Raw genomic sequence first — 21,163 nt, 5'->3', positions numbered from 1 at the left:
GCTTCAGCGCTGTTGATCGGTCTTGCCTTCTTTCTTGGGGCGGTGCTCGCGGACCTGCAGGCGTGGCCGCTCAACCTCTTCCTGGGGCAACGGCGCCACTTCTTTCAAGCTGGCCCGGCAGCGCAGGGTCAGGTCTTGATAGGTTTCGGTGCCGGCGCGTTTCCAGCTGATTTCGTCATCGCTGAGTTCGCGCATGACCTTGGCCGGCAGGCCGGCGATCAGCGAGCGCTCGGGCAGCTTGAGCCCGGCGCGGACAAAGGCGCAGGCCGCAACGATGCTGTAGGCGCCGACCTCGGCCGCGTCCATGACCACCGCATTCATGCCGACCAGGGCGTCGTGGCGCACGATGCAGCCATGGAGCACGGCGCCGTGGCCGATATGCCCATTGCGTTCGACCACGGTCAGGGAATCCGGGAAACCGTGCACCACGCAGTTGTCCTGGACATTGGCGCCTTCGTGGATTTCGATGCGGCCGAAATCGCCACGCAAGCTGGCCAAGGGGCCGATGTAGCAGCCCGGGCCGATGTGGACATCACCGATCAGCACGGCTGTGGGGTGGACATGGGCGCTGGGGTGGACGACCGGGATGACGCCGTCGATGGAGTAGGTGGGCATGGATGGGGGGATGGGTGAATCGTGAATCGTGAATCGTGAATCGTGAATCGTGAATCGTGAATCGTGAATCGTGAATCGTGAACGGGTGAACGGGTGAACGGGTGAACGGGTGTGGCTGATTCACCTGTTCACCCATTCACTTGTTCACTGCATTCCAAGGGTTTACGCTGAGTAGCGCCGTCTTGCGCCAAATCAAGACCAACCTTACGATCTACCGACCGGTCGGTCAAGAGTGTTTGAGCTGATCGATTCGCTGCCTTCCTTCGTCGAACGAACCGCCCCGAGGCCTGCCGCATGCAAGAACCGCAACTCCTGAGCCAGCAGGACGGTGCCGTCCGCACCCTGACTCTGAACCGCCCCGCGGCGCTCAATGCCTTCACGTCCGGCCTGCTGGCCGAGCTGCGCGAGGCGTTGGATGCGGCCGCAAGCGATGCCAGCGTGCGCTGCGTGGTGATCACGGGCGCCGGTCGTGCTTTCTGTGCCGGCCAGGATCTCAGCGACCCCATGGTCAACCCCGATCTCAAGCCCGGCGAGTCGCCCAAGGACGTCGGTGCCTTGCTCGACGGCTTCTACATCCCCCTGGCCCAGCGCGTGCGCAGCATGCCGGTGCCCGTGATCGCCGCCGTCAACGGCGTGGCGGCCGGTGCAGGCGCCAACCTCGCCCTGGGCTGCGATCTGGTGCTGGCTGGCAACTCCGCCAGCTTCATCCAGGCCTTTGCCAAGATCGGCCTCGTGCCCGATTGCGGCGGCAGCTGGTTGCTGCCGCGCCTGGTGGGTCGCGCCAAGGCCTTGCAGCTCGCCTTGTTGGGCGAGAAGCTGCCGGCCGCCGAGGCGCAGGCCATCGGCTTGATCTACAAGGCCGTGCCCGATGAAGAACTGGCCGCCAGCGCCCAGGCCCTGGCGCAGAAGATCAGCCAGATGCCGGTGCGCGCCATGGCGCAGACCCGCATGGCGTTTGACGAAGCCGGCCTGCTGGACTTTGACGACGCCCTGCGCCTGGAGGCGGTGACGCAAAGCCAGCTGGGCTTCTCGGCCGACTATCTGGAAGGCGCCGCGGCCTTTTTGCAAAAGCGCGCGCCCAAGTTCAGCGACCGCTGAACAATCAAGCGCCAGCATCAAGACGGAGCCCGCCTATGAGCATGGATGCACAAGAGATTGCCGAGGCCGTGCGGCACGGCATGTGGGCCCAGGACCGGGCCAGCCAAAGCTTGGGCATGGCCGTGCTGGCGATTGCCCCCGGCAGTGCCACCCTGGCCATGACGGTGCGGGAGGACATGCTCAATGGCTTTGAAATCTGCCACGGCGGCCTGATCACCACCCTGGCCGATTCGACCTTCGCCTTCGCCTGCAACTCTTACAACGAGTTGACCGTGGCCTCGGGTTTCAGCATCGACATCGTCGCCCCGGCTCGCCTGGGTGACCGGCTGACCGCGGTGGCGCGCGAGGTTTCGCTGGCCGGCCGCACCGGCGTCTACGACATCACGGTCAAAAACCAGGCCGACCAACTGGTGGCCGTGTTTCGCGGCAAGAGCTACCGCATCAAGGGCAAGCCGGTGGTGCTCTTGCCGCTGGCCCCGAATCTGGATTCGTCGGAGGGCGAGGCATGAGTGAGAGCAAGAGTGGCCCCGCATCGCGTTTGGGTCTGGACGCGATCGAAAATGCCAGCCAGGACGAGCTGCAAGCCTTGCAGCTGACGCGCCTGCGCTGGAGCCTGCAACATGCCTACGACCAGGTGCCGCATTACAAGGCCGCGTTCGATGCGGCCGGCGTGCACCCGTCCGATTTGAAAAGCCTGGCCGATCTGGCCAAGTTTCCCTTCACCACCAAGAAAGACCTGCGCGACAACTACCCCTTCGGCATGTTCGCCGTGCCACGCCAGCAGGTGGCACGGGTCCATGCCTCCTCGGGCACCACGGGTAAGCCGACGGTGGTGGGCTACACCCAGCAAGACATCGACACCTGGGCCGGTCTGGTGGCGCGCTCCATCTACGCCGCCGGTGGCCGAGCGGGCGATCTGGTCCATGTGGCTTATGGTTATGGGCTCTTCACCGGCGGGCTGGGTGCGCACTACGGCGCCGAAAAACTGGGCTGCACGGTCATCCCCATGTCCGGCGGCCAGACCGAGAAGCAGGTGCAGCTGATCCAGGATTTCCGGCCCGACATCATCATGGTCACGCCCAGCTATATGCAGGTGATCATCGAGGAGTTCGCACGCCAGGGCCTGGATGCGCGCGAGATGTCGCTGCGCATCGGCATCTTCGGCGCTGAGCCCTGGACCGAGGCCATGCGCCGCGAGATCGAGGGCAAGGCCGGCATCGACGCAGTGGACATCTACGGCCTGTCCGAGGTCATGGGCCCGGGCGTGGCCAGCGAGTGCGTCGAAAGCAAGGACGGCCCGGTGATCTGGGAAGACCATTTCTACCCCGAGATCATCGACCCCGAGACCGGTGCCGTGCTGCCCGATGGTGCCGAGGGCGAGCTGGTCTTCACCTCGCTGAGCAAGCAGGCCCTGCCCATCATTCGCTACCGCACCCGCGATCTGACCCGGCTGCTGCCGCCCACCTCGCGCAGCATGCGGCGCATGGGCAAGATCGTCGGCCGCAGCGACGACATGCTGATCATCCGCGGCGTCAATATGTTCCCGACCCAGATCGAGGAGCTCGTGCTGCAGGAGCCGCAGCTCTCGGGCCAGTACCAGATCGTGGTCTCGCGCGAGGGCACGCTCGACGAGGTGGAGGTGCGCTGCGAACTGCAGCCGGCCGCCGCGGCCGCCGATGGCAGCCAGGTCGCCCAGGTGGCCAAGTCCTTGCAGCACCGCATCAAGACCCTGGTGGGCGTGTCCACCAAGGTCCATGTCGGTGCCCCCGATTCCATTGAGCGCACCTTGGTGGGCAAGGCCCGCCGGGTGATCGACAAGCGCCCGCGCTGAGCCCCGCGGCGACCTCTTTCAGGAGCAAATCAGATGTACACCCAAGCCATGAGCGTCGGCCCACAAGATGTGGCCGCCAAGGCCAAGAGCGCCGAGGACGCGGCCCGCGAGGCCGCCTTCGAAGCCCGCATCGACGCGGGCGACTTCATCGAAGCCAAGGACTGGATGCCCGAGCATTACCGCAAGACCTTGGTGCGCCAGATCAGCCAGCATGCGCATTCCGAGATCGTCGGCATGCTGCCCGAAGGCAACTGGATCAGCCGCGCGCCCACACTCAAGCGCAAGGCGATTCTGCTGGCCAAGGTGCAGGACGAGGGCGGCCATGGCCTCTACCTCTACTCGGCCGCCGAGACCCTGGGCACCAGCCGTGATCAGATGCTTGATGCGCTGCACAGCGGCAAGGCCAAGTACAGCTCCATCTTCAACTACCCGACGCTGACCTGGGCCGATATCGGCGTGGTCGGCTGGCTGGTCGATGGTGCGGCCATCATGAACCAGGTGCCCTTGTGCCGTTGCTCTTTCGCGCCCTATGCCCGAGCCATGATTCGCGTCTGCCGCGAGGAAAGTTTCCACCAACGTCAGGGTTATGAGTCCCTGCTGGTGATGATGCAAGAAGGCACGGCCGAGCAAAAAGCCATGGTGCAGGACGCGGTCAATCGCTGGTGGTGGCCGTCTCTGATGATGTTCGGCCCGGCCGACAAGGATTCGCCCAACTCCGAGCAATCGATGCGCTGGGGCATCAAACGCATCAGCAACGACCAGCTGCGCCAGAAGTTTGTCGATGCCACCGTGCCCCAGGCGCAGATTCTGGGCATCACGCTGCCCGACCCCGACCTCAAGTGGAATGAAGAACGCGGCGAGCATGACTTCGGCGCCATCGACTGGGCCGAGTTCTGGCGCGTGGTCGGCGGCGACGGCCCCTGCAACCGCGAACGCCTGGCCACCCGCGTCAAGGCCTGGGACGAGGGTGCCTGGGTGCGCGAGGCGGCACTGGCCCACGCCCGCAAACAAATGAACAAGGAGCAAGCAGCATGAGTTCGACTGACAAAGAATGGCCTCTGTGGGAGGTCTTCGTGCGCAGCAAGGCTGGCCTGGACCACAAGCACTGCGGCAGCTTGCACGCCCCCGATGCCAAGATGGCGGTGCAGATGGCCCGCGAGGTCTACACCCGGCGCCAGGAAGGTTGCAGTATCTGGGTGGTGCTGTCCAGCCAGATCGTCGCCTCGGACCCGGGCGAGAAGGGCATGTACTTCGATCCGGCCGAAGACAAGGTGTACCGCCACCCGACCTTCTACCAGCTGCCCGACGCCATCAACCACATGTAAGACATGAAGCTCCCACGTTCATTGCATTCACTGCCAAAAGGCCTGCATGCCTTTTGGCCTTCGCCAGCCTCGAACGAGCGCGCAGGCGCTCGTTCGGTGCGGGCACAGCCCCCCGAGGGGGCGCAGGCCTCCCTTGGGGCGGCCCGGCGGGAGTCCTGAGGTATGAGCCAAGCATCGATTCAAGTGGGCGCGAGCCCGCAAGTGCAGTACCTGCTGCGCATCGCCGACAGCTGCCTGATCCTGGGCCAGCGTCTGGGCGAGTGGTGCGGCCATGGCCCCATCCTCGAGGAAGACCTGGCCCTGGCCAATATGGCCCTGGACCTGATCGGCCAGGCGCGCGCACTGCTGACCCATGCCGCCCATCTGGACGGGCAGGGCCATGACGAAGACCAACTCGCCTTCTTGCGCGAGGAGCGCCAGTACCTGAACCCGGTGCTGATGGAGCTGCCGCGCGGCGATTTCGCCTTTACCCAGGTGCGCAACTTCGCTGTCGCCACCTGGCTGCAGCTGCTCTGGGGTCGTTTGGCTTCCAGCAGCGATGCGGAGGTTGCTGCGATCGCCGCCAAGGCCGTCAAGGAATCGCGTTACCACCAGCAGCATGCCGCCGATTGGGTGGTGCGACTCGGTGATGGCACGGATGAATCCGCTGCCCGCATGCGCGAAGCCCTGGCCCAGCTCTGGCCCTTGTTCAATGAGCTCTTTGACGCCGACGCGGTGGACGCCTCCGCCGTGGCCCAAGGCCTGGGCCCGGCTTGGTCTGAGCTGCGCGCCGACTGGCAGGCGCAGATGGACGAGGTGCTGGCCGACGCCACCCTGGCCCATCCCAAGCCCAGCGCCTACGTGTCCGCCGGCCGCCGTGGCGTGCACAGCGAGCATATGGGCCATCTGCTGGCCGAGATGCAGTACCTGCAGCGCGCCTACCCCGGGGGCAAGTGGTAATGAGTCTGCCATCAAGCAGCGCCTGCGGTCGGCTCGAAGCCGCCTGGGAGGTGCTGCGCCAGATTCCCGACCCCGAGGTGCCGGTGATCTCGCTCTGCGAGCTCGGCATCGTGCGCGATCTGCGCCTGCGCGAGGACGGGGTCGAGGGCCTGGAGGTGGTGCTGACGCCCACTTACAGCGGCTGCCCGGCGACCGAGCTGATCCAAGACGATGTGCGTGCGGCCTTGTCCGCTTTCGGCGCGGTGCATGTGACCCTGCAGCGCGCGCCGGCCTGGACCACCGACTGGATCACGGCCGAGGGCCGAGAGAAGCTGCGCGCCTATGGCATTGCGCCACCAGGGCCAGCGGCGGCGGGTGCCGAGCAGCCGATCCGCTTGGTGCACCGCGCCTCGCTGAGCCAGCTGGCCTGCCCGCGCTGCGGCAGCCTGCAGACCGAAAAGCTGTCTGCTTTTGGCTCTACCGCCTGCAAGGCCCTGTACCGATGCTTGAGCTGCCGCGAGCCGTTTGAGCATTTCAAACCCATCTGAATACAAAAGACGGATCCCTGCGATGAGTCTGCATTTCCATCCCCTCAAAGTTCGTGCGGTGACCCCGGACACTGACGACGCCGTGATCCTCAGCTTCGAGGTGCCTGCCAGCCTGCAAGCCGATTTCCAGTTTGTGCCTGGGCAATACCTGACCCTCCGCCATGAGGTGAAGGGCCAGGACCTGCGCCGCTCCTATTCCATCTGCGCTGGCGCCGATGATGGCGAGCTGCGCGTGGGCGTGCGCCGGGTGGAGGGCGGTGCCTTTTCGACCTGGGTGCATGGCGAGCTCAAGGCCGGCGCGGTGATCGAGAGCTATCCGCCCCAGGGCCGTTTCGGCGCCCAGGCTCTGGCCGGGCGCGGCGAGCATCATGTTGGCATCGCTGCCGGTTCAGGCATCACGCCCATCCTGTCCATCATGAAGACGGTGCTGGCGCGCGACCCCGAGGCCCGCTTCACGCTGATCTACGGCAACCGGGCCCAGGCCTCCACGATGTTCAAGGAGGAGATCGAGGACCTGAAGAACCGCTATATGACGCGGCTCTCCTTGCACCCCGTGTTCTCGCGCGAGCAGGTCGATGCGCCGCTGCAAGCGGGGCGCATCGATGCGGGCAAGCTGGCGGTCTTTCTGGCCACGGTCTTGCCGCCGTCCAGCATTGACCATGCCTATGTCTGCGGGCCTTTCGAGATGAACGAGGCGGCCGAGGCCACGCTGCGCGCTTCAGGGGTGGATGAGGCTCGCATCCATGTCGAGCGCTTCGGCACGCCCGAGATGCAGGCGGGCCAGCCCGCGCCCCACCAAAGCCTGGCCGGCGACGCCGACAGTGCCCGTGTGACGGTGATTCGCGACGGCATCAGCCGCGAGATCGAATTCGCCAAGAGCGATGCCAGCCTGCTCGACGCCGCCGCGCGTGCCGGCATGGATGTGCCCTTCTCCTGCAAGAGCGGGGTCTGCTCGACCTGCCGCTGCAAGCTGCTCGAAGGCGAGGTGCGCATGGACAAGAACTTCGCGCTCGACAAGCATGAAGTCGCTGCTGGCTTCATCCTCAGCTGCCAGGCCCATGCGCTGACGCCACGTGTGGTGATTTCTTTCGATGAACGTTGAATTGATGTTGCGCTTCCGTTCAACGATGGATGCGCGCTGATGGCACGCGGACGCGCCCCCGGTTTCGAGAACCAGCGCGAGCAGATCTTGCGCGAGGCCGCGCGACTGTTCGCGCATCAAGGCTATCCGGGCACCTCGATGAATGCCGTGGCTGAGGCCTGCGCAGTGAGCAAGCCCACGCTCTACCACTATGTGCGCGACAAGCACGAGCTCTTGGTGCAGATCTGCGAGAGTCATGTGCAGGACCTGGAGGCCTTGGTGCAGGAGGTTCTGGCGCAAGACCTGGCCCCCGAGGCTCGCCTGCGCGCCCTGATCGCCCGCTTCGTGCAGGCCTATGGCGAGGCGCAGAACGAGCACCGGGTGCTGACGGAAGATGTGAAGTTCCTGGACGAAGCCGACCGTTTGCGCCTGACGGCGATTGAGCGCCGTGTGGTTGCGGCCTTTGCCGACAGCGTGGCGGCCGTGCGCCCCGAGTTGCAGGCTGTCAAGTTGCATAAACCCTTGACCATGCTGCTATTCGGCATGATCAACTGGACCTTCACCTGGCTCAAGCCCGATGGTGAGCTGACCTATGAGGCGGTCGCCCCCATGGTGGCCGATCTGTTCTTTGGCGGACTGGGCGCGGTGCAAGCCGAGCCTGGGGCGCAGGCCTTGCAAGCTTGATGAAGGCTTGGCGGCGGACCATGGCTGGCTTGCCTATGCACGCCTCTTTTCACGGACAACACACAGGAGACAGAACGAGCATGAACGCCACTTCGTTGAAGCACCCATCGTCGTCACACCGCAAGACCTGGCTGAGCCTGGCCGCTGGACTCTTGCTGTGCGCCCATGCCCTGGCCGACATCAATGTCGGCGTCACCGTCTCGGCCACCGGGCCGGCCGCTTCCCTGGGCATCCCGGAGAAGAACACCTTGAGCCTGATGCCGACCAGCATCGCCGGCCAGAAGGTCAATTACATCGTGCTCGACGATGCCTCCGACACCACTTCGGCTGTGGCCAATACGCGCAAGCTGATCACCGAACACAAGGTCGATGTCGTGATCGGCTCGACCACCAGCCCCAATTCCCTGGCCATGATCGACGCCGTGGTCGAGGGCGCCACGCCCATGATTTCCATGGCGGCCTCCAACCGCATCGTCGACCCGGTCGACGCCAAGAAGCGCTGGGTCTTCAAGACCCCGCAGAACGACATCATGATGGCCCTGGCCATCGCCCAGCACATGGCTTCGGCGGGCGTGAAGACGGTGGGATTCATCGGCTTTGCCGATGCTTATGGTGAGGGTTGGTTTCAGGAGTTCAGCAAGATTGCCGAACTCAAGGGCCTGAAGTTGGTCGCATCCGAACGCTACAACCGCACGGACACATCGGTCACTGGCCAGGTGCTCAAGCTGGTGGCGGCCAAGCCCGATGCGGTGCTGATCGCGGGCTCCGGCACGCCGGCCGTGCTACCGCAAAAGTCGCTGCGTGAGCGCGGCTATGCCGGCAAGTACTACCAAACTCATGGCGTGGCCAACAACGACTTTTTGCGCGTCGGCGGCAAGGATGTGGAAGGCACCTTCCTGCCCAGCGGCGGCGTGCTGGTGGCCAACCAGCTGCCGGCCGATCATCCGGTCAAGAAGAGCGCACTCGACTACGTCGCCAAGTACGAAGCAGCCTTTGGTAAGGGCACGGTCTCGACCTTCGGCGGCCATGCCTGGGACGCCGGTCTGCTGCTGCAGGCGGCCTTGCCGGTGGCGCTGAAGAAGGCGCAGCCGGGCACGCCGGCTTTCCGCGCCGCGCTGCGCGATGCGCTGGAGGGCGTGAAAGAGCTGCCCGGCGCACACGGCGTCTTCAATATGTCGCCAACCGATCACCTGGGCCTGGATCAGCGGGCGCGGGTGATGGTGAAGATCGATAAAGGGACTTGGCTCTACCAGCCCTGAGCTTGAGGTTTTTCTACTGCGCGGCTGCCATGCTGCGTTGACCGGCGCTGCAGGATCCTCACGTACAGGATGTACGTTCCGGTCCTTTCGCTTCGGTCGCCTTGCCTGACAGCCGCTCGCGACGAAAAACCCCTTCAAGCTTTCCGCTAGATACAGTATTTTTTAAGTCAGGGGCCCGATCGGGCCCCTTTTGAAGTCCATCCAAAGAAACACAAACGCCATGAGCGCCACCCCTCCCATTCTTCAAAGCCTGATTGCCAACCGCTGGATCGGCAGCCAGGCGGCCCGTGCCCTGCACAGCGCGGTCAACGGCCGGCCGGTGGCGCTGACCCATGCGGATGAAATCGACTTTGCCGAGAGCCTGAGCTATGCGCGGGGTCAGGCCTTGCCCGCGCTGCTGGCCCTGGACTTCCAGCAGCGCGCCGCCCGCCTCAAGGCCTTGGCCAATTACCTGATGGAGCGCAAGGAGGGGCTGTACGCCATTTCCGCCCACACCGGCGGCACGCGCAGCGACAACTGGATCGATATCGAAGGCGGCATCGGCACCTTGTTCGCCTACGCCAGCATCGGCCGGCGCGAGCTGCCGTCCAGCAATGTCTTCCATGAGGGCCCGGCCATCCCGCTGAGCAAGGAAGGACAGTTCATCGGCTCCCACATCCTGGTGCCAAAACGTGGCGTGGCGGTGCACATCAATGCCTTCAACTTCCCCATGTGGGGCATGTTGGAGAAGTTCGCCCCCAGCTTCCTGGCCGGCATGCCTTGCATCGTCAAGCCGGCCACCGCCACCTCCTTCGTGGCCGAGGCCTGTGTGCGTTTGATCCATGAGAGCGGTCTATTGCCGGCCGGCAGCTTGCAACTGATCGTGGGCGGCTCGGGCGATTTGCTGGACCGCCTGGAAGAGACCGATGTGGTCACCTTCACCGGCTCGGCCGACACCGCCGCCATGCTGCGCGTCAACAAGAACCTGATTGCGCGCTCGATCCCCTTCAACGGCGAGGCGGACAGCCTGAACTGCGCCATCCTGGCGCCCGATGTGGAGGTGGGCGACCCTGAGTTCGAACTCTTCGTGAAAGAGGTGGCGCGCGAGATGACGGCCAAGACCGGGCAGAAGTGCACGGCCATCCGCCGCGCCATCGTGCCTGCCCGACACATCGATGCGGTGGCCGAGGCCTTGCGTGCGCGCCTGGCCAAGATCAAGGTCGGTGACCCGGTCGTGGACGGCGTCCGCATGGGCGCCCTGGCCTCCAAGGCCCAGCAGGCCGATGTGGCCGAGCGCGTGGCTTTGTTGAGTGCCGGCAATGAAGTGGTGTTCGGCGCCAAGGACGGCTTTGCGCCGGTGGGCGAGGGCGTGGGCGAGGGCGCCTTCTTCGCGCCCACCTTGCTGCTCTGCCGCGATGCTTTTGCCAATGAGCAGGTGCACAACCTGGAGGCTTTCGGCCCGGTGTCCACCTTGATGCCTTACCAGGAGCTGGACGAGGCCCTGAGCCTGGCCGCCAAGGGCCGCGGCAGCCTGGTCGGCTCGGTGGTCACCAAGACCCCGGCGATTGCTGCGCAGGCGGTCTATCACGCCGCGGCCTTCCACGGCCGCCTGCTGGTGCTGGACCGCGACGCCGCCAAGGAATCCACGGGCCACGGCTCACCCTTGCCTCAGCTCAAGCATGGCGGCCCCGGCCGCGCCGGCGGTGGCGAGGAATTGGGCGGCATCCGCTCGGTCAAGCACTATTTGCAGCGCTGCGCGGTGCAGGGCAGCCCGACCATGCTGAGCGCCATCACCGGCGAATACCAGCGCGGTGGTCGCGTGCAGGAGGATGCCGTCCATCCCTTCCGCAAGTATTTCGAAGAGATCCAGGTTGGCGATTCCCTGCTGACCCACCGCCGCACCGTCAGCGAGGCCGATATCGTCAATTTCGGTGGCGTGTCGGGCGATTACTTCTACATGCACTTCGACGAGGTCGCGGCCAAGGACACGCAGTTCGGCCAGCGCATCGCCCATGGCTACTTCGTACTCTCGGCGGCGGCTGGCCTCTTTGTGTCGCCGGCTCCAGGCCCGGTGCTGGCCAACTATGGCCTCGACACCTTGCGCTTTGTGAACCCGGTGGCGATCGGTGACACCATCCAGGCTCGCCTCACTTGCAAACGCCGCATCGACCGCGGCAATCGCCCGGACCAGCCGCCGCAGGGCGTGGTGGCCTGGGATGTGCAGGTGATGAACCAGCGTGGCGAGCTGGTGGCCAGTTATGACATCCTGACCCTGGTGGCCAAGAAGGCGGCTTGAGCGTCCTCTGCTGACAAGCCCGGGCCGGCGCCGTGATACCGTGCCGGCCATGAACACGCATTTGCAAGCCGCTCAGAGCGCGGTGCTGAACGAAGAAGACACCTGGGTGCAGAGTGATCTGCTGTGGCGCGATGAGCGCTGGACCGCCCAGGTGGTCAAGAACGAAGACGACGAAGGCTGGGCCGTGGCCATGACCTTGGCCGGTGAGGCCGAGCCGGCCCTGGTCGGGCCTTGGACCATGGGTCGGGACAAGAAGAACCCCAAGCCTTTGTCGGCGCCGGCCTTTCACACCTTGGTGAAGACGGCTTCCGAAGTGCTGCGTCGCCATGAGCAGCAGCTCCATGCCCAGTTGCACAAGAGCTTGAAGGTGGATACCGAGCAGGGGCGCATCCAGGTGCTGCTGGACATCGTGCCCGATGAAGACAACCCTTATGCCACGCTGACCGCGCGCAATGCCGATGGCGACACCCTGGCCCAGCTCAAAGTCGATGCCGGCTTTCGCTTGACGGAAAGCTCAGCGCTGGCCTGGGTGGCCAAGGACTTTTTGCGGCCCTGAGGGCCAGCTGATTTGGTGATCAGGTGAACGGGTGAACAGCGATGGCTGCCCCGTCACTTTTCCTTGGTCGCGGCTGCGTTCAGGTCGGCGCGGCGTGCGCCGGTGAAGCGCTTGGCCCAGTAGGCTTCACGCATATCTTCCACCCGCACGGCGCCACCGACGCGCGGTGAATGGATGAACTTGCCTTCGCCCACATAGATGCCGACGTGGGAGAAGGTGCGTTTCATGGTGTTGAAAAACACCAGATCGCCGGGCTTGAGCTCGGTCTTGTTGATGGGCAGCAGGCTCGAGAGCCGCGCCTGTTCGTCGGCGCGGTGCGGCAGCACCATGCCCACGCTGAGTTCAAAAATGTGGCGGGTAAAGCCGCTGCAGTCAAAGCCACTTTCGACCGACTTGCCGCCGCGTGTGTAGCGCACGCCCAGGAAGTTCATGGCCGAGAGCACCAGGCCGGAAGCCGTGTCGCGCACTTGATTCAACAAGCTGTTCGATTCTGCTTGGGCCAACAGGCCGCGTTCCTGCAGGAAGCGGCTGACGGGATCGTTGGCTGTGGCCGCGGGCAGGGTACTGGCGGAGGCCGCGGCCAGGGCCGCGGTGGCTGCCACGGCGCCGCCCGCGGCTGGCGCCCCCGGTGGCGTCAACAACTGGCTCTGACCCCACGCTCCGGTGACCATGCCGGGCGGCGGCAGAGCCTGAGCCCGCGCTTCAACAGTCAGACCCACAGTCGCACAAACAGCCAGCGCACAAACGGCCAGCGCACAGACGGCGCGTCCGGTCGGAGCGACAGTGGCGGCAGGGATGTGGCGGCGTGCGTCGAGCATGGTGTTCGGCGCGGAGCTTATGGGGGGGCTGTTGCGGGTGTCAAGCAAAGTGGCAGGCGACCGAGGGAAATCCCGGCGCAGATAGCAGTGATGGCGGAAGAGCAGACCCCAAACGGCTCGAAAGCCTAGGGCTAACCCTTAATTTGAACACAGATCCTCGCACAGCCCGAGGCGCCTGCTCTTGCTTTGCGGCAAGGTTTCACGGCCTGCGCCCGTGTGCAGCGCTGCATGCGCCGCTGGAGGCGCTTTGGCCTGTCGCAAACCCGCAGGCATGGTCGATTTTCAAGGGGCACAATCCGCGCGTTCCCGCCGGGTCTGATCCGGGCTGCGGCGGCCATCTGCACACGTTCGGAGCTCCCTTTATGAAGCAAGCCCCCTGGTTCGCCGGCGCTGTTGCGCTGCTGCTGACCACCTCCCCCTGGAGCGGCACCCACGCCGCCAGCCTGCCGGGCCCGGCTTTTCCGCAATTCCAATCGGCCGCTCAAGTCAAGACGGCCTGTGCCAGCGGCCTGGCCGCCGCCAAGAAGCGCTTGGCGGCGCTGGAGCGCCGCAAGCTCGACACAGGCTGGCTGGCTGCGTTCGACGACTACTACGCGCTGCAGGAGGATGTGCAGTACCCAATCGAGTTCGTGCTCAATGTGCACCCGGACAAGGCGGTGCGTGAAGCGGCCCAGGCCTGCGCCATGGCCTGGTCCGAGTACAACACTGCTTTCGGTCAGAACGAGAAGATCTACCGCGCCCTGAAGAGCGTACCCACGCCCACGGCCCTGGACCGCGAATTGCAACGCGTCAGTCTGGGCAGCTTTGAAGATGCCGGTGTGGCCCTGCCGCCCGCCAAGCGCAAACAGGCCAGGACCTTGCTGATGCGCCTGGCCGAGTTGGATCAGAAATTCAGTCAGAACCTGCGTGATGCCGGCGTCAAGGTGAGTTTCAGCGAAGCAGAGATGAAGGGCGTGCCCGAGGGCGTCTGGTCCAAGGCGCCGCGCGACGAGCAAGGGCGCATCGTGTTGGGCGTCGATTACCCGAGCTCGGGCCCGGTGATCCAGATGGCCGAGGACCCGGCCGCGCGCGAGCGCATGTGGCGAGCCAAGAACAGCGAAGGTGGGGATGCCAATCTGAAGCTGCTGGACGAGATCACGCAAGCGCGCCAGGACTTCGCCAAGCTCTTCGGCTACAACAATTTCGTGGATTTCAATCTCCGCCGCCGCATGGCCAAGGATTCGGCCACGGCCTGGAAGTTCCTCAATGAGGTGAAGCGCCAGGTCAGCGAGCGAGAAGTGGCCGATATTGCGCAGCTTCGCGCCGCCAAGGCCGAGCACCTGGGCACGCCTCTGGAAGCCACCCAGTTACAGGCCTGGGACAGTGCCTTCTACAGCGAGCGCTTGCGTCAGAGCCAGTTCTCGGTCGACCAGGAGGCCTTTCGCGAGTACTTCCCGGCCCAGGAAAGCCTGCAGTTCGCCATGCGCGTGATCGAGCGCTTGATGGGAGTCAAGTACACCCGCGTGCCGGCCGAGCTCTGGCATCCGGAGGCTCAAGCCTATGCCGTCAGCGACGCTGCCAGCGGCAAGGCCTTGGCGACGCTTTATGTGGACCTGTTCCCGCGCGAGGCCAAGTACAACCACGCGGCGGTCTGGTCGCTGCGCTCCAGCGCCACCCGCATCGGCCGCACGCCCACGGCCGCCTTGGTGGTCAACTTCAACCGCAAGGGCCTGACCCTGGGCGAAATGGAGACGCTGCTGCATGAGCTCGGCCACGCCGTGCACAACAACCTGTCCAACACCCACTACGCCCTGCAAGGTGGCACCAGCGTGATGATGGACTTTGTCGAAGCCCCGTCGCAGATGCTGGAAGACTGGGTCTACGACAAAAAAGTGCTCCAGCTGATGGCTGAGGTTTGCCCCAGCTGCAAGCCTGTGCCCGATGCGCTGGTGGACAAGGCTGTGGCTGCCAAGGAGTTCGGCAAGGGCTCGCAGTACGGCCGCCAACACCTGTTCGCCAGCTATGACCTGGCACTGCACGGGCCCGAGCACCAGCAGCCTCTGGCCCTGTGGGCCAAGATGCAGAGCGCGACACCCCAGGGCTATGTGGAAGGTAGCAAGTTCCCGGCCGGCTTTGCCCATGTGGCAGGCGGTTATGGGGCCGGCTACTACGGCTATCTGTGGAGCCTGGTGGTGGCCATGGATTTGCGCACCGCCTTCGCGGCCGACAAGCTGAGCCCGGAGACCGGCCTGCGCTACCGCAACAGCGTGCTCGGGCAGGGGGGGCAGAAGCCGGCGCCCGAACTGGTGCGCGACTTTCTGCGGCGCGACAGCAATGCCAAGGCCTTCGCCGACTATCTGAGCCGCTGATCATCGCCGCAATTGCGGCCACCACGGTCCCCGCCAACCCGTAACTCTTTCATGGAGTTACGGGTTTTTTCATTTGCTTGCAGCTCAGGGTAATTGTTACGTCGAGAGTCATATGAAACCCGCACAATGCCGCCCATCGGGGCCTTCTGCCCGGGGACATTGCACCGCTCAGATGACAGGTTCTGCGGTGTTTTTGAAAAATTTGTGACAACCGGAGTTCCCGTCTTGAGTTACCACACGGCGCGTGCCATCTTTGTGTCTGGCCTCCTGCTGCTGCCCGCGCTGGCAGCCCAGGCTCTCAGCTTTGCTGTCAACGAAGGCGTCAGCTATCGGGTGCCCCTAAGCGAGATTCGCGCCCGCTACGAGGGCATCGCAGGAGACCTCAGCAAGCTCCTGCGTCAGCCTGTCACCATCGAGCCGGTCGGCGACTACCCCTCGCTGCGCCAAGGCCTGGCCGAAAAGCGCTGGGAGCTGGCCTTGGTCCATCCGGCTCATATCTCGATCGCTGCCATCCGCGACCAGGGCTACAGCCTGGTGGCCGTCACCAAGGGCTTCACCGGCTACAAAGCCAGCTTTCTGGTGCGCGCGGACAGCACGCTGAAGTCGCTGGCTGAGCTCAAGGGTCTGCGCCTCGGCGCTCCTGACGAGGATTCCATCACCTCCATGATGGTGCGAGCCACCTTGCGTGACAACGGCATGACACCCAAGCAGTTGGAGATTACCTACACGCGCTACCAAGACGCCGTGCCCTTCTTTGTCGAGAACCGCCTGACCCATGCCGGTGCCACGGCGTCGAATGCACTGGTCAAGGAATGGCAGGAGAAGGGCGGCAAGGTGCTGATGGCCTCCAAGCCTGTGCCCATCAAGCACATCATTGCCAGCCCCCAGCTCAGCGCGGAGCAGCTTGAGAAGGTGCGCAGCTATTTCCTGGCCCTGGACAGCAGCGAGGATGGCCGCAAGAAGCTGGAGCCCACCAAATGGAAGGGCTTCGAAGCCTACGACCAGGCGGCACTGCTGAAACTCGGTGTTTGGCTGGATGTGAAATGACATCTTGCGCTGCGACACTGCGGCTTGAAGCTGTCTGGTCATGGATCTGAACGAGATGCAACGATGAGCCAAGATTCCCTGTTTGAAATGCTGCGTCAGAGTTCGCCCGAGGCCGCCGCCTTGCGCGCGCCGAGCCGGCCGGCCCTGAGCCATGGTCAGCTGACCCAGCTCGTGGCCGACACGGTCGCTTGCCTCAATGGCCTGGGCTTGGGGCGCAATGACCGGGTCGCTCTGGTGCTGAACAATGGCCCGGAGATGGCCGCCTGTTTCCTCGCCTGCGCCTGCGGTGTGGCCAGCGCGCCGCTGAATCCGGCCTATCGTGCCGACGAATTCGAGTTCTATCTCGGCGACCTGCAAGCGCGGGCCTTGATCGTCGAGCGCGGCAGTGAGTCGCCTGCGGTCGCGGTGGCGCTCAAGCTCGGCGTTCGCATTTTGGAGTTGGTGGTGGAGGCGGGTGCTCCGGCGGGGCAGTTCAGCCTGCAGGAGGCTGGCTCTGCTGCCTCGCCCGCAACTGTGGCATCCACGCTCCAGGGCGGCTATGCCCAGGCTGACGACATCTCCATGGTGCTGCACACCTCGGGCACGACCTCGCGGCCCAAGATCGTGCCCCTGTCGCAGCGCAATCTCTGCGCCTCGGCACGCAATATCCGCCAGAGCCTACAGTTCCAGCCCAGCGACTGCGGCTTGAACATCATGCCGTTGTTCCACATCCACGGTCTGATCGCCGGGGTGCTGGCGCCGCTGTCGGCCGGCTCTCAGGTCTTCTGCACGCCGGGCTTCAACGCGCTGAAATTCTTTGCCTGGATGGATGAGGCGGCGCCGAGCTGGTACACGGCCGTGCCGACCATGCATCAGGCGATTCTGAGCCGGGCCGGCAAGAACGCCGAGGTGATCGCCCGCCACCCGCTGCGTTTCATGCGCTCCTCGTCCTCATCGATGCCGCCGCAAGTGATCGCCGAACTGGAGCAGGTCTTCGGCGCGCCCTTGATCGAGGCCTATGGCATGACCGAGGCGACCCATCAGATGTGCTGCAACCCCTTGCCCCCGGCCATCCGCAAACCGGGCACGGTGGGCGTGGCCGCCGGCCCCGAGGTGGCCATCATGAATGCGGGCGGCCAGCTTCTGCCGAACGGTGAAACCGGCGAGATCGTCATTCGCGGCGCCAATGTGACGGCAGGCTATCAGAGCAATCCCAGCGCCAATGCCGAGGCGTTCAGTCACGGCTGGTTCCGCACCGGTGACCAAGGTGTCATGGATGCCGAGGGTTATGTCTCCATCACCGGCCGGCTCAAGGAGATCATCAACCGGGGCGGCGAGAAGATCAGCCCGCGCGAAGTGGACGAGGCCTTGATGGACCATGCCGCCGTGGCGCAGGTGGTGTGCTTTGGCATGCCGCATGCCAAGCTGGGCGAGGACGTCGCCGCTGTGGTGGTCTTGCGCGAAGGCGCTGCGGCCAGCGAGCGCGAGCTGCAGGACTTTGTGAGCCAGCGTCTGGCTGACTTCAAGGTGCCGCGCAAGATCCTGTTCATGGATGAGATTCCCAAGGGGGCGACGGGCAAGCTGCAGCGCATTGGGCTGGCGCAGAAGCTCGGTCTGGGGTGAGCTTGCAGCTCGGCACATATTCATTGCAATCAGCGAAAGAGGGAGAGCGGGTCATGGGAGTGCGTGTGAACAAGAACAACAAACCCTTCTGGCTTGCCGCTTTGTTGGGCCTGGCGGCCTGGCAGGCGCAGGCGGCGGGCTGGGTTCCGACCAAGCCGATCGAATTCATCGTGCCGGCCGGCACCGGCGGCGGCGCCGACCAGATGGCACGCTTCATCCAGGGCATGGTCGGCAAGCATCAGCTGAGTCCGCAACCGGTGGTGGTGGTCAACAAGGCCGGCGGTGCCGGTGCAGAAGGCTTTCTTGACGTCAAGGGCGACAAGGCCAATCCGCACAAGCTTGTCATTACTTTGTCCAATTTGTTCACCACGCCCATGGCCACAGGTGTGCCTTTCAATTGGCGTGACCTGACCCCGGTCAGCATGATGGCTTTGGATCAGTTCGTGCTCTGGGTCAATGAAGAAGCGCCTTACAAGACCGCCAAGGACTATTTCAATGCGGTCAAGACTCAGAACGTCAACAGCTTCAAGATGGGCGGTACGGGCTCCAAGCAGGAGGACCAGATCATCACGGTGATGCTGGAGAAGTCCACCAGCAAGAAGATGATCTACATCCCCTACAAGGGCGGTGGCGATGTGGCGGTTCAGTTGGTGGGCAAGCATGTCGATTCGACGGTCAACAATCCCATCGAGGCTGAGTCGCACTGGCGGGCCGGCAAGCTACGGCCGCTGTGTGTGTTCGACGAGCAGCGCATGCCCTACCCGGAAAAGGTCACCGCGACGCAAAGCTGGGCCGATCTGCCGACCTGCACCTCTCAAGGCATTCCGGTCAGCTATCTGATGTTGCGCGGCATTTTCATGCCTCCGGGCGTCAGCGCCGAGCAGACCGCCTTTTACCAGGAGCTGCTGGCCAAGGTGCGCGCTCTGCCCGAGTGGAAGGACTTCATGGCCAAAGGCGCCTTCAAGCAGAGCGCTTTGCAGGGCCCGGAGCTTGTCGATTGGCTGGGCAAGAACGAGCAGTTGCACCGGGTGCTGATGAAGGAAGCGGGCTTCATGGCGCAGTGAGCCGGGAGTCCATCTCGACTGGGAGGCGAGGTGATGCAGGAAGAACAAGAATTGCAGAGCGAGGCGGCGCCGGGTGCCTGGCAGCTGCGTTGGGTGGAGCTGGGCGTGGCCCTGTTTCTGCTCATTGTGGCGGGGCTGGTGGTCAAGGACAGCCTGAGGCTGGGCATCGGTTGGGCCGATGACGGACCGCGCTCCGGCTACTTCCCTTTTCGCATCGGCGTCGCTCTGGCGGGCTGTTCGGCCTGGCTGCTGATCCAGCAGCTCTTGCGCTGGCCCCGCTTGCGCAGCTTGGTGTTTGCCGAGCGCGGGCAGCTGCGCGATGTGGCGGCCGTGCTGCTGCCCACCGCGGTGTTTGTCGCAGCCATCCCCTGGCTGGGTATGTATCTGGCGGCCAGCCTGCTGATCGCCTGGTTCATGTGGCGCAACGGCGGCTACCGCTGGCCTTGGCTTGTCGGTCTGCCGTTGGCGGTGAGTGTCAGCTTGTTCCTGCTGTTCGAGCGTGCCTTCACCCAGCCCCTGCCCAAGGGGCCGATCGAACATTGGCTGGGCTTCTGAGATGGATGATTTTTCCAATCTGCTGCACGGCTTTTCGGTCGCTGCCACCGTGCCCAATCTGGGCTATATGTTGGTGGGTATTCTGCTGGGGGTTTTGATCGGCGTGCTGCCGGGTCTGGGCGGCGCCAATGGCGTGGCCATCCTGCTGCCGCTGACCTTCACCATGGACCCCACCACCGGCATCATCATGCTGTCCTGCATCTACTGGGGCGCTTTGTTCGGTGGGGCCATCACGTCCATCTTGTTCAACATCCCCGGTGAGCCCTGGTCGGTGGCCACCACCTTTGACGGCTACCCTTTGGCCCAGCGCGGCCAGGCGGCGCAGGCGCTGACGGCGGCCTTCACCTCGTCCTTCGTGGGCGCCATGTTCGCCACGCTGCTGATCACCTTTCTCGCGCCCTTGCTGGCCCGCTTTGCCCTGCGCTTCGGTCCGGCCGAGTTGTTTGCGGTGCAGTTGCTGACCTTCTGCAGCTTTGTGGGCATGAGCCAGGAGGCGCCGGTCAAGACCCTGATCGCCATGCTGCTGGGCTTCGCCCTGGCCGCCGTGGGTATGGATGACATGACCGGCCAGCTGCGCATGACCTATGGCTTCACCGATATGCTCAAGGGCTTCGATTTCCTGATTGCGGTGATCGGCCTCTTCGGCATCGGCGAGATCCTGCTGACCATGGAAGAGGGGCTTGCCTTCAAGGGCCAGAGCGCCCGCATCAGCCCGCGCGTGGTCTGGCAGACCTGGGTGCAACTGCTGCGCCACTGGAAGACCTTTCTGCGTTCCATGGCCATCGGCTGCTGGATGGGCATCACGCCCGGTGGTGCCACACCCGCGTCATTCATGAGTTATGGCGTGGCGCGGCGCATGGCCAAGAACCCCGAGGGCTTTGGCAAAGGCGAGTTGGCCGGTGTGGTGGCGCCGGAGACGGCCGCCCATGCGGCCGGCACCTCGGCCTTGTTGCCCATGTTGACGCTTGGCATTCCAGGCTCGCCCACGGCTGCCGTGCTGCTGGGTGGCCTGGTGATCTGGGGGCTGCAGCCCGGGCCCATGCTGTTTGCCGAGCACAAGGATTTCGTCTGGGGCCTGATCGCCAGCATGTACCTGGCCAATATCGTCGGCCTGATCGTGGTGTTGACGACTGTGCCTTTCTGGGCGGCCATCCTGCGGGTCCCCTTTGCCATCATCGCGCCCATCATCATCGTCACCTGCGCTATTGGCGCTTACACCGTGCATGGCTCCATGTTCGATGTCTACCTGATGCTGGGCTTCGGCGTGCTGGGCTACTTGTTCAAGAAGCTCAAGTACCCGATGGCGCCGCTGGTGCTGGCCCTGGTGCTGGGCGACAAGGCCGAGGCCAACTTCCGCCAGTCCATGCTGCTCTCGCAGGGCGAGCTCAGCATTTTTTGGTCCAATGGCCTGGTCGGTGGCATCACGGGTCTGGCCTTGCTGATGCTGCTCTGGCCACTGTTCGATGTGGCCAAGCGCTGGGCCCGCGGTTCGGCGGCAGATGCACAACAAGAGGTGAAGGCCATATGAGCGGAATGAGG

General features: G+C 64.5%; 20 protein-coding genes. 18 read left to right on the top strand and 2 right to left on the bottom strand.

Translation table 11 applies throughout. The features are described 5' to 3' along the window. Window positions 1-3: 3 nt before the first annotated feature. Window positions 4-615, bottom strand: coding sequence for a phenylacetic acid degradation protein PaaY (locus LNV28_RS19020; RefSeq protein ID WP_263519639.1), 612 nt, complete (start codon window positions 613-615; stop codon window positions 4-6). A 294-nt stretch (window positions 616-909) separates the two neighbouring features. On the opposite strand from LNV28_RS19020, the gene LNV28_RS19015 reads away from it, so the two are divergent. The 12 genes from LNV28_RS19015 to LNV28_RS18960 all read left to right on the top strand — a co-directional run bounded on the left by LNV28_RS19015 (window position 910) and on the right by LNV28_RS18960 (window position 12,190). Then, window positions 910-1,713 (top strand): enoyl-CoA hydratase-related protein, encoded by an 804-nt coding sequence (locus tag LNV28_RS19015; protein WP_263519640.1) that lies wholly within the window; start codon window positions 910-912, stop codon window positions 1,711-1,713. 41 nt (window positions 1,714-1,754) lie between these two features. After that, a complete protein-coding gene (gene paaI, locus LNV28_RS19010; RefSeq protein ID WP_411970001.1) occupies window positions 1,755-2,222 on the top strand; it encodes a hydroxyphenylacetyl-CoA thioesterase PaaI in 468 nt (155 codons plus the stop codon). After that, complete coding sequence (gene paaK, locus LNV28_RS19005; protein ID WP_263519642.1) at window positions 2,219-3,544, top strand: phenylacetate--CoA ligase PaaK; 1,326 nt, start codon at window positions 2,219-2,221, stop codon at window positions 3,542-3,544. The genes paaI and paaK overlap by 4 nt, the downstream gene beginning before the upstream one ends. A gap of 33 nt (window positions 3,545-3,577) precedes the next feature. Continuing rightward, on the top strand, window positions 3,578-4,579 hold the full coding sequence (gene paaA / locus LNV28_RS19000; RefSeq protein WP_263569028.1) for a 1,2-phenylacetyl-CoA epoxidase subunit PaaA: 1,002 nt from the start codon (window positions 3,578-3,580) through the stop codon (window positions 4,577-4,579). After that, window positions 4,576-4,869, top strand: a complete 294-nt coding sequence (gene paaB, locus LNV28_RS18995; protein ID WP_263519644.1) for a 1,2-phenylacetyl-CoA epoxidase subunit PaaB — start codon at window positions 4,576-4,578, stop codon at window positions 4,867-4,869. Before paaA ends, paaB begins: the two co-directional genes overlap by 4 nt. Window positions 4,870-5,031: 162 nt before the next feature. Beyond that, window positions 5,032-5,808: a 1,2-phenylacetyl-CoA epoxidase subunit PaaC gene (gene paaC / locus LNV28_RS18990; protein ID WP_263519645.1), complete on the top strand. Its 777-nt coding sequence runs from the start codon at window positions 5,032-5,034 to the stop codon at window positions 5,806-5,808. Then, window positions 5,808-6,335 (top strand): 1,2-phenylacetyl-CoA epoxidase subunit PaaD, encoded by a 528-nt coding sequence (paaD, locus tag LNV28_RS18985; RefSeq protein ID WP_263519646.1) that lies wholly within the window; start codon window positions 5,808-5,810, stop codon window positions 6,333-6,335. The genes paaC and paaD overlap by 1 nt, the downstream gene beginning before the upstream one ends. Window positions 6,336-6,357: 22 nt before the next feature. Then, complete coding sequence (gene paaE, locus LNV28_RS18980; protein WP_263519647.1) at window positions 6,358-7,437, top strand: 1,2-phenylacetyl-CoA epoxidase subunit PaaE; 1,080 nt, start codon at window positions 6,358-6,360, stop codon at window positions 7,435-7,437. 39 nt (window positions 7,438-7,476) lie between these two features. Further along, complete coding sequence (locus LNV28_RS18975; RefSeq protein ID WP_263519648.1) at window positions 7,477-8,100, top strand: TetR/AcrR family transcriptional regulator; 624 nt, start codon at window positions 7,477-7,479, stop codon at window positions 8,098-8,100. A gap of 80 nt (window positions 8,101-8,180) precedes the next feature. Further along, complete coding sequence (locus tag LNV28_RS18970; protein WP_263519649.1) at window positions 8,181-9,359, top strand: ABC transporter substrate-binding protein; 1,179 nt, start codon at window positions 8,181-8,183, stop codon at window positions 9,357-9,359. Window positions 9,360-9,579: 220 nt separating this feature from the next. Then, a complete protein-coding gene (gene paaZ / locus LNV28_RS18965) occupies window positions 9,580-11,634 on the top strand; it encodes a phenylacetic acid degradation bifunctional protein PaaZ (protein ID WP_263519650.1) in 2,055 nt (684 codons plus the stop codon). Window positions 11,635-11,683: 49 nt separating this feature from the next. Then, a complete protein-coding gene (locus LNV28_RS18960; protein WP_263519651.1) occupies window positions 11,684-12,190 on the top strand; it encodes a hypothetical protein in 507 nt (168 codons plus the stop codon). Window positions 12,191-12,243: 53 nt separating this feature from the next. Here the strand turns inward: LNV28_RS18960 and LNV28_RS18955 are convergent, their stop codons facing one another. Beyond that, window positions 12,244-13,008 carry a C40 family peptidase gene (locus tag LNV28_RS18955; protein WP_318013879.1) on the bottom strand — a complete coding sequence of 255 codons (765 nt, stop codon included), beginning with the start codon at window positions 13,006-13,008 and terminating at the stop codon, window positions 12,244-12,246. A gap of 362 nt (window positions 13,009-13,370) precedes the next feature. Here LNV28_RS18955 and LNV28_RS18950 point away from each other — a divergent pair, with 362 nt between their 5' ends. From LNV28_RS18950 to LNV28_RS18925, 6 genes are all read left to right on the top strand, one after another. After that, entirely contained in the window at window positions 13,371-15,356 is a 1,986-nt protein-coding gene (locus LNV28_RS18950) for a M3 family metallopeptidase (RefSeq protein ID WP_263519652.1), read from the top strand. Between the two features lie 225 nt (window positions 15,357-15,581). Beyond that, on the top strand, window positions 15,582-16,403 hold the full coding sequence (locus tag LNV28_RS18945; RefSeq protein WP_263519653.1) for a phosphate/phosphite/phosphonate ABC transporter substrate-binding protein: 822 nt from the start codon (window positions 15,582-15,584) through the stop codon (window positions 16,401-16,403). Between the two features lie 63 nt (window positions 16,404-16,466). Continuing rightward, window positions 16,467-18,005, top strand: a complete 1,539-nt coding sequence (locus LNV28_RS18940; RefSeq protein ID WP_263519654.1) for an acyl--CoA ligase — start codon at window positions 16,467-16,469, stop codon at window positions 18,003-18,005. A gap of 53 nt (window positions 18,006-18,058) precedes the next feature. Further along, window positions 18,059-19,069, top strand: a complete 1,011-nt coding sequence (locus tag LNV28_RS18935) for a Bug family tripartite tricarboxylate transporter substrate binding protein (protein WP_263519655.1) — start codon at window positions 18,059-18,061, stop codon at window positions 19,067-19,069. A 33-nt stretch (window positions 19,070-19,102) separates the two neighbouring features. Further along, a complete protein-coding gene (locus tag LNV28_RS18930; RefSeq protein WP_263519656.1) occupies window positions 19,103-19,624 on the top strand; it encodes a tripartite tricarboxylate transporter TctB family protein in 522 nt (173 codons plus the stop codon). A 1-nt stretch (window position 19,625) separates the two neighbouring features. Further along, the gene (locus LNV28_RS18925; RefSeq protein WP_263519657.1) at window positions 19,626-21,152 is read left to right on the top strand and encodes a tripartite tricarboxylate transporter permease; all 1,527 of its coding nucleotides are present in this window, start codon (window positions 19,626-19,628) and stop codon (window positions 21,150-21,152) included. Window positions 21,153-21,163: the final 11 nt, after the last annotated feature.

Origin of the sequence: Paucibacter sp. DJ2R-2 (assembly GCF_025717675.1) — a bacterium.
In the GTDB taxonomy this organism is placed as follows: Bacteria; Pseudomonadota; Gammaproteobacteria; order Burkholderiales; family Burkholderiaceae_C; genus Paucibacter_A.
This window is presented reverse-complemented; position numbering and strand designations above follow the sequence as displayed.

What these genes read in the sequence shown, in the direction of transcription:
- LNV28_RS19020 (WP_263519639.1), bottom strand. Translation starts at nt 615, where the DNA reads ATGCCCACCTACTCCATCGACGGCGTCATCCCGGTCGTCCACCCCAGC.
- LNV28_RS19015 (WP_263519640.1), top strand. Translation starts at nt 910, where the DNA reads ATGCAAGAACCGCAACTCCTGAGCCAGCAGGACGGTGCCGTCCGCACC.
- paaI (WP_411970001.1), top strand. Translation starts at nt 1,755, where the DNA reads ATGGATGCACAAGAGATTGCCGAGGCCGTGCGGCACGGCATGTGGGCC.
- paaK (WP_263519642.1), top strand. Translation starts at nt 2,219, where the DNA reads ATGAGTGAGAGCAAGAGTGGCCCCGCATCGCGTTTGGGTCTGGACGCG.
- paaA (WP_263569028.1), top strand. Translation starts at nt 3,578, where the DNA reads ATGTACACCCAAGCCATGAGCGTCGGCCCACAAGATGTGGCCGCCAAG.
- paaB (WP_263519644.1), top strand. Translation starts at nt 4,576, where the DNA reads ATGAGTTCGACTGACAAAGAATGGCCTCTGTGGGAGGTCTTCGTGCGC.
- paaC (WP_263519645.1), top strand. Translation starts at nt 5,032, where the DNA reads ATGAGCCAAGCATCGATTCAAGTGGGCGCGAGCCCGCAAGTGCAGTAC.
- paaD (WP_263519646.1), top strand. Translation starts at nt 5,808, where the DNA reads ATGAGTCTGCCATCAAGCAGCGCCTGCGGTCGGCTCGAAGCCGCCTGG.
- paaE (WP_263519647.1), top strand. Translation starts at nt 6,358, where the DNA reads ATGAGTCTGCATTTCCATCCCCTCAAAGTTCGTGCGGTGACCCCGGAC.
- LNV28_RS18975 (WP_263519648.1), top strand. Translation starts at nt 7,477, where the DNA reads ATGGCACGCGGACGCGCCCCCGGTTTCGAGAACCAGCGCGAGCAGATC.
- LNV28_RS18970 (WP_263519649.1), top strand. Translation starts at nt 8,181, where the DNA reads ATGAACGCCACTTCGTTGAAGCACCCATCGTCGTCACACCGCAAGACC.
- paaZ (WP_263519650.1), top strand. Translation starts at nt 9,580, where the DNA reads ATGAGCGCCACCCCTCCCATTCTTCAAAGCCTGATTGCCAACCGCTGG.
- LNV28_RS18960 (WP_263519651.1), top strand. Translation starts at nt 11,684, where the DNA reads ATGAACACGCATTTGCAAGCCGCTCAGAGCGCGGTGCTGAACGAAGAA.
- LNV28_RS18955 (WP_318013879.1), bottom strand. Translation starts at nt 13,008, where the DNA reads ATGCTCGACGCACGCCGCCACATCCCTGCCGCCACTGTCGCTCCGACC.
- LNV28_RS18950 (WP_263519652.1), top strand. Translation starts at nt 13,371, where the DNA reads ATGAAGCAAGCCCCCTGGTTCGCCGGCGCTGTTGCGCTGCTGCTGACC.
- LNV28_RS18940 (WP_263519654.1), top strand. Translation starts at nt 16,467, where the DNA reads ATGAGCCAAGATTCCCTGTTTGAAATGCTGCGTCAGAGTTCGCCCGAG.
- LNV28_RS18935 (WP_263519655.1), top strand. Translation starts at nt 18,059, where the DNA reads ATGGGAGTGCGTGTGAACAAGAACAACAAACCCTTCTGGCTTGCCGCT.
- LNV28_RS18930 (WP_263519656.1), top strand. Translation starts at nt 19,103, where the DNA reads ATGCAGGAAGAACAAGAATTGCAGAGCGAGGCGGCGCCGGGTGCCTGG.
- LNV28_RS18925 (WP_263519657.1), top strand. Translation starts at nt 19,626, where the DNA reads ATGGATGATTTTTCCAATCTGCTGCACGGCTTTTCGGTCGCTGCCACC.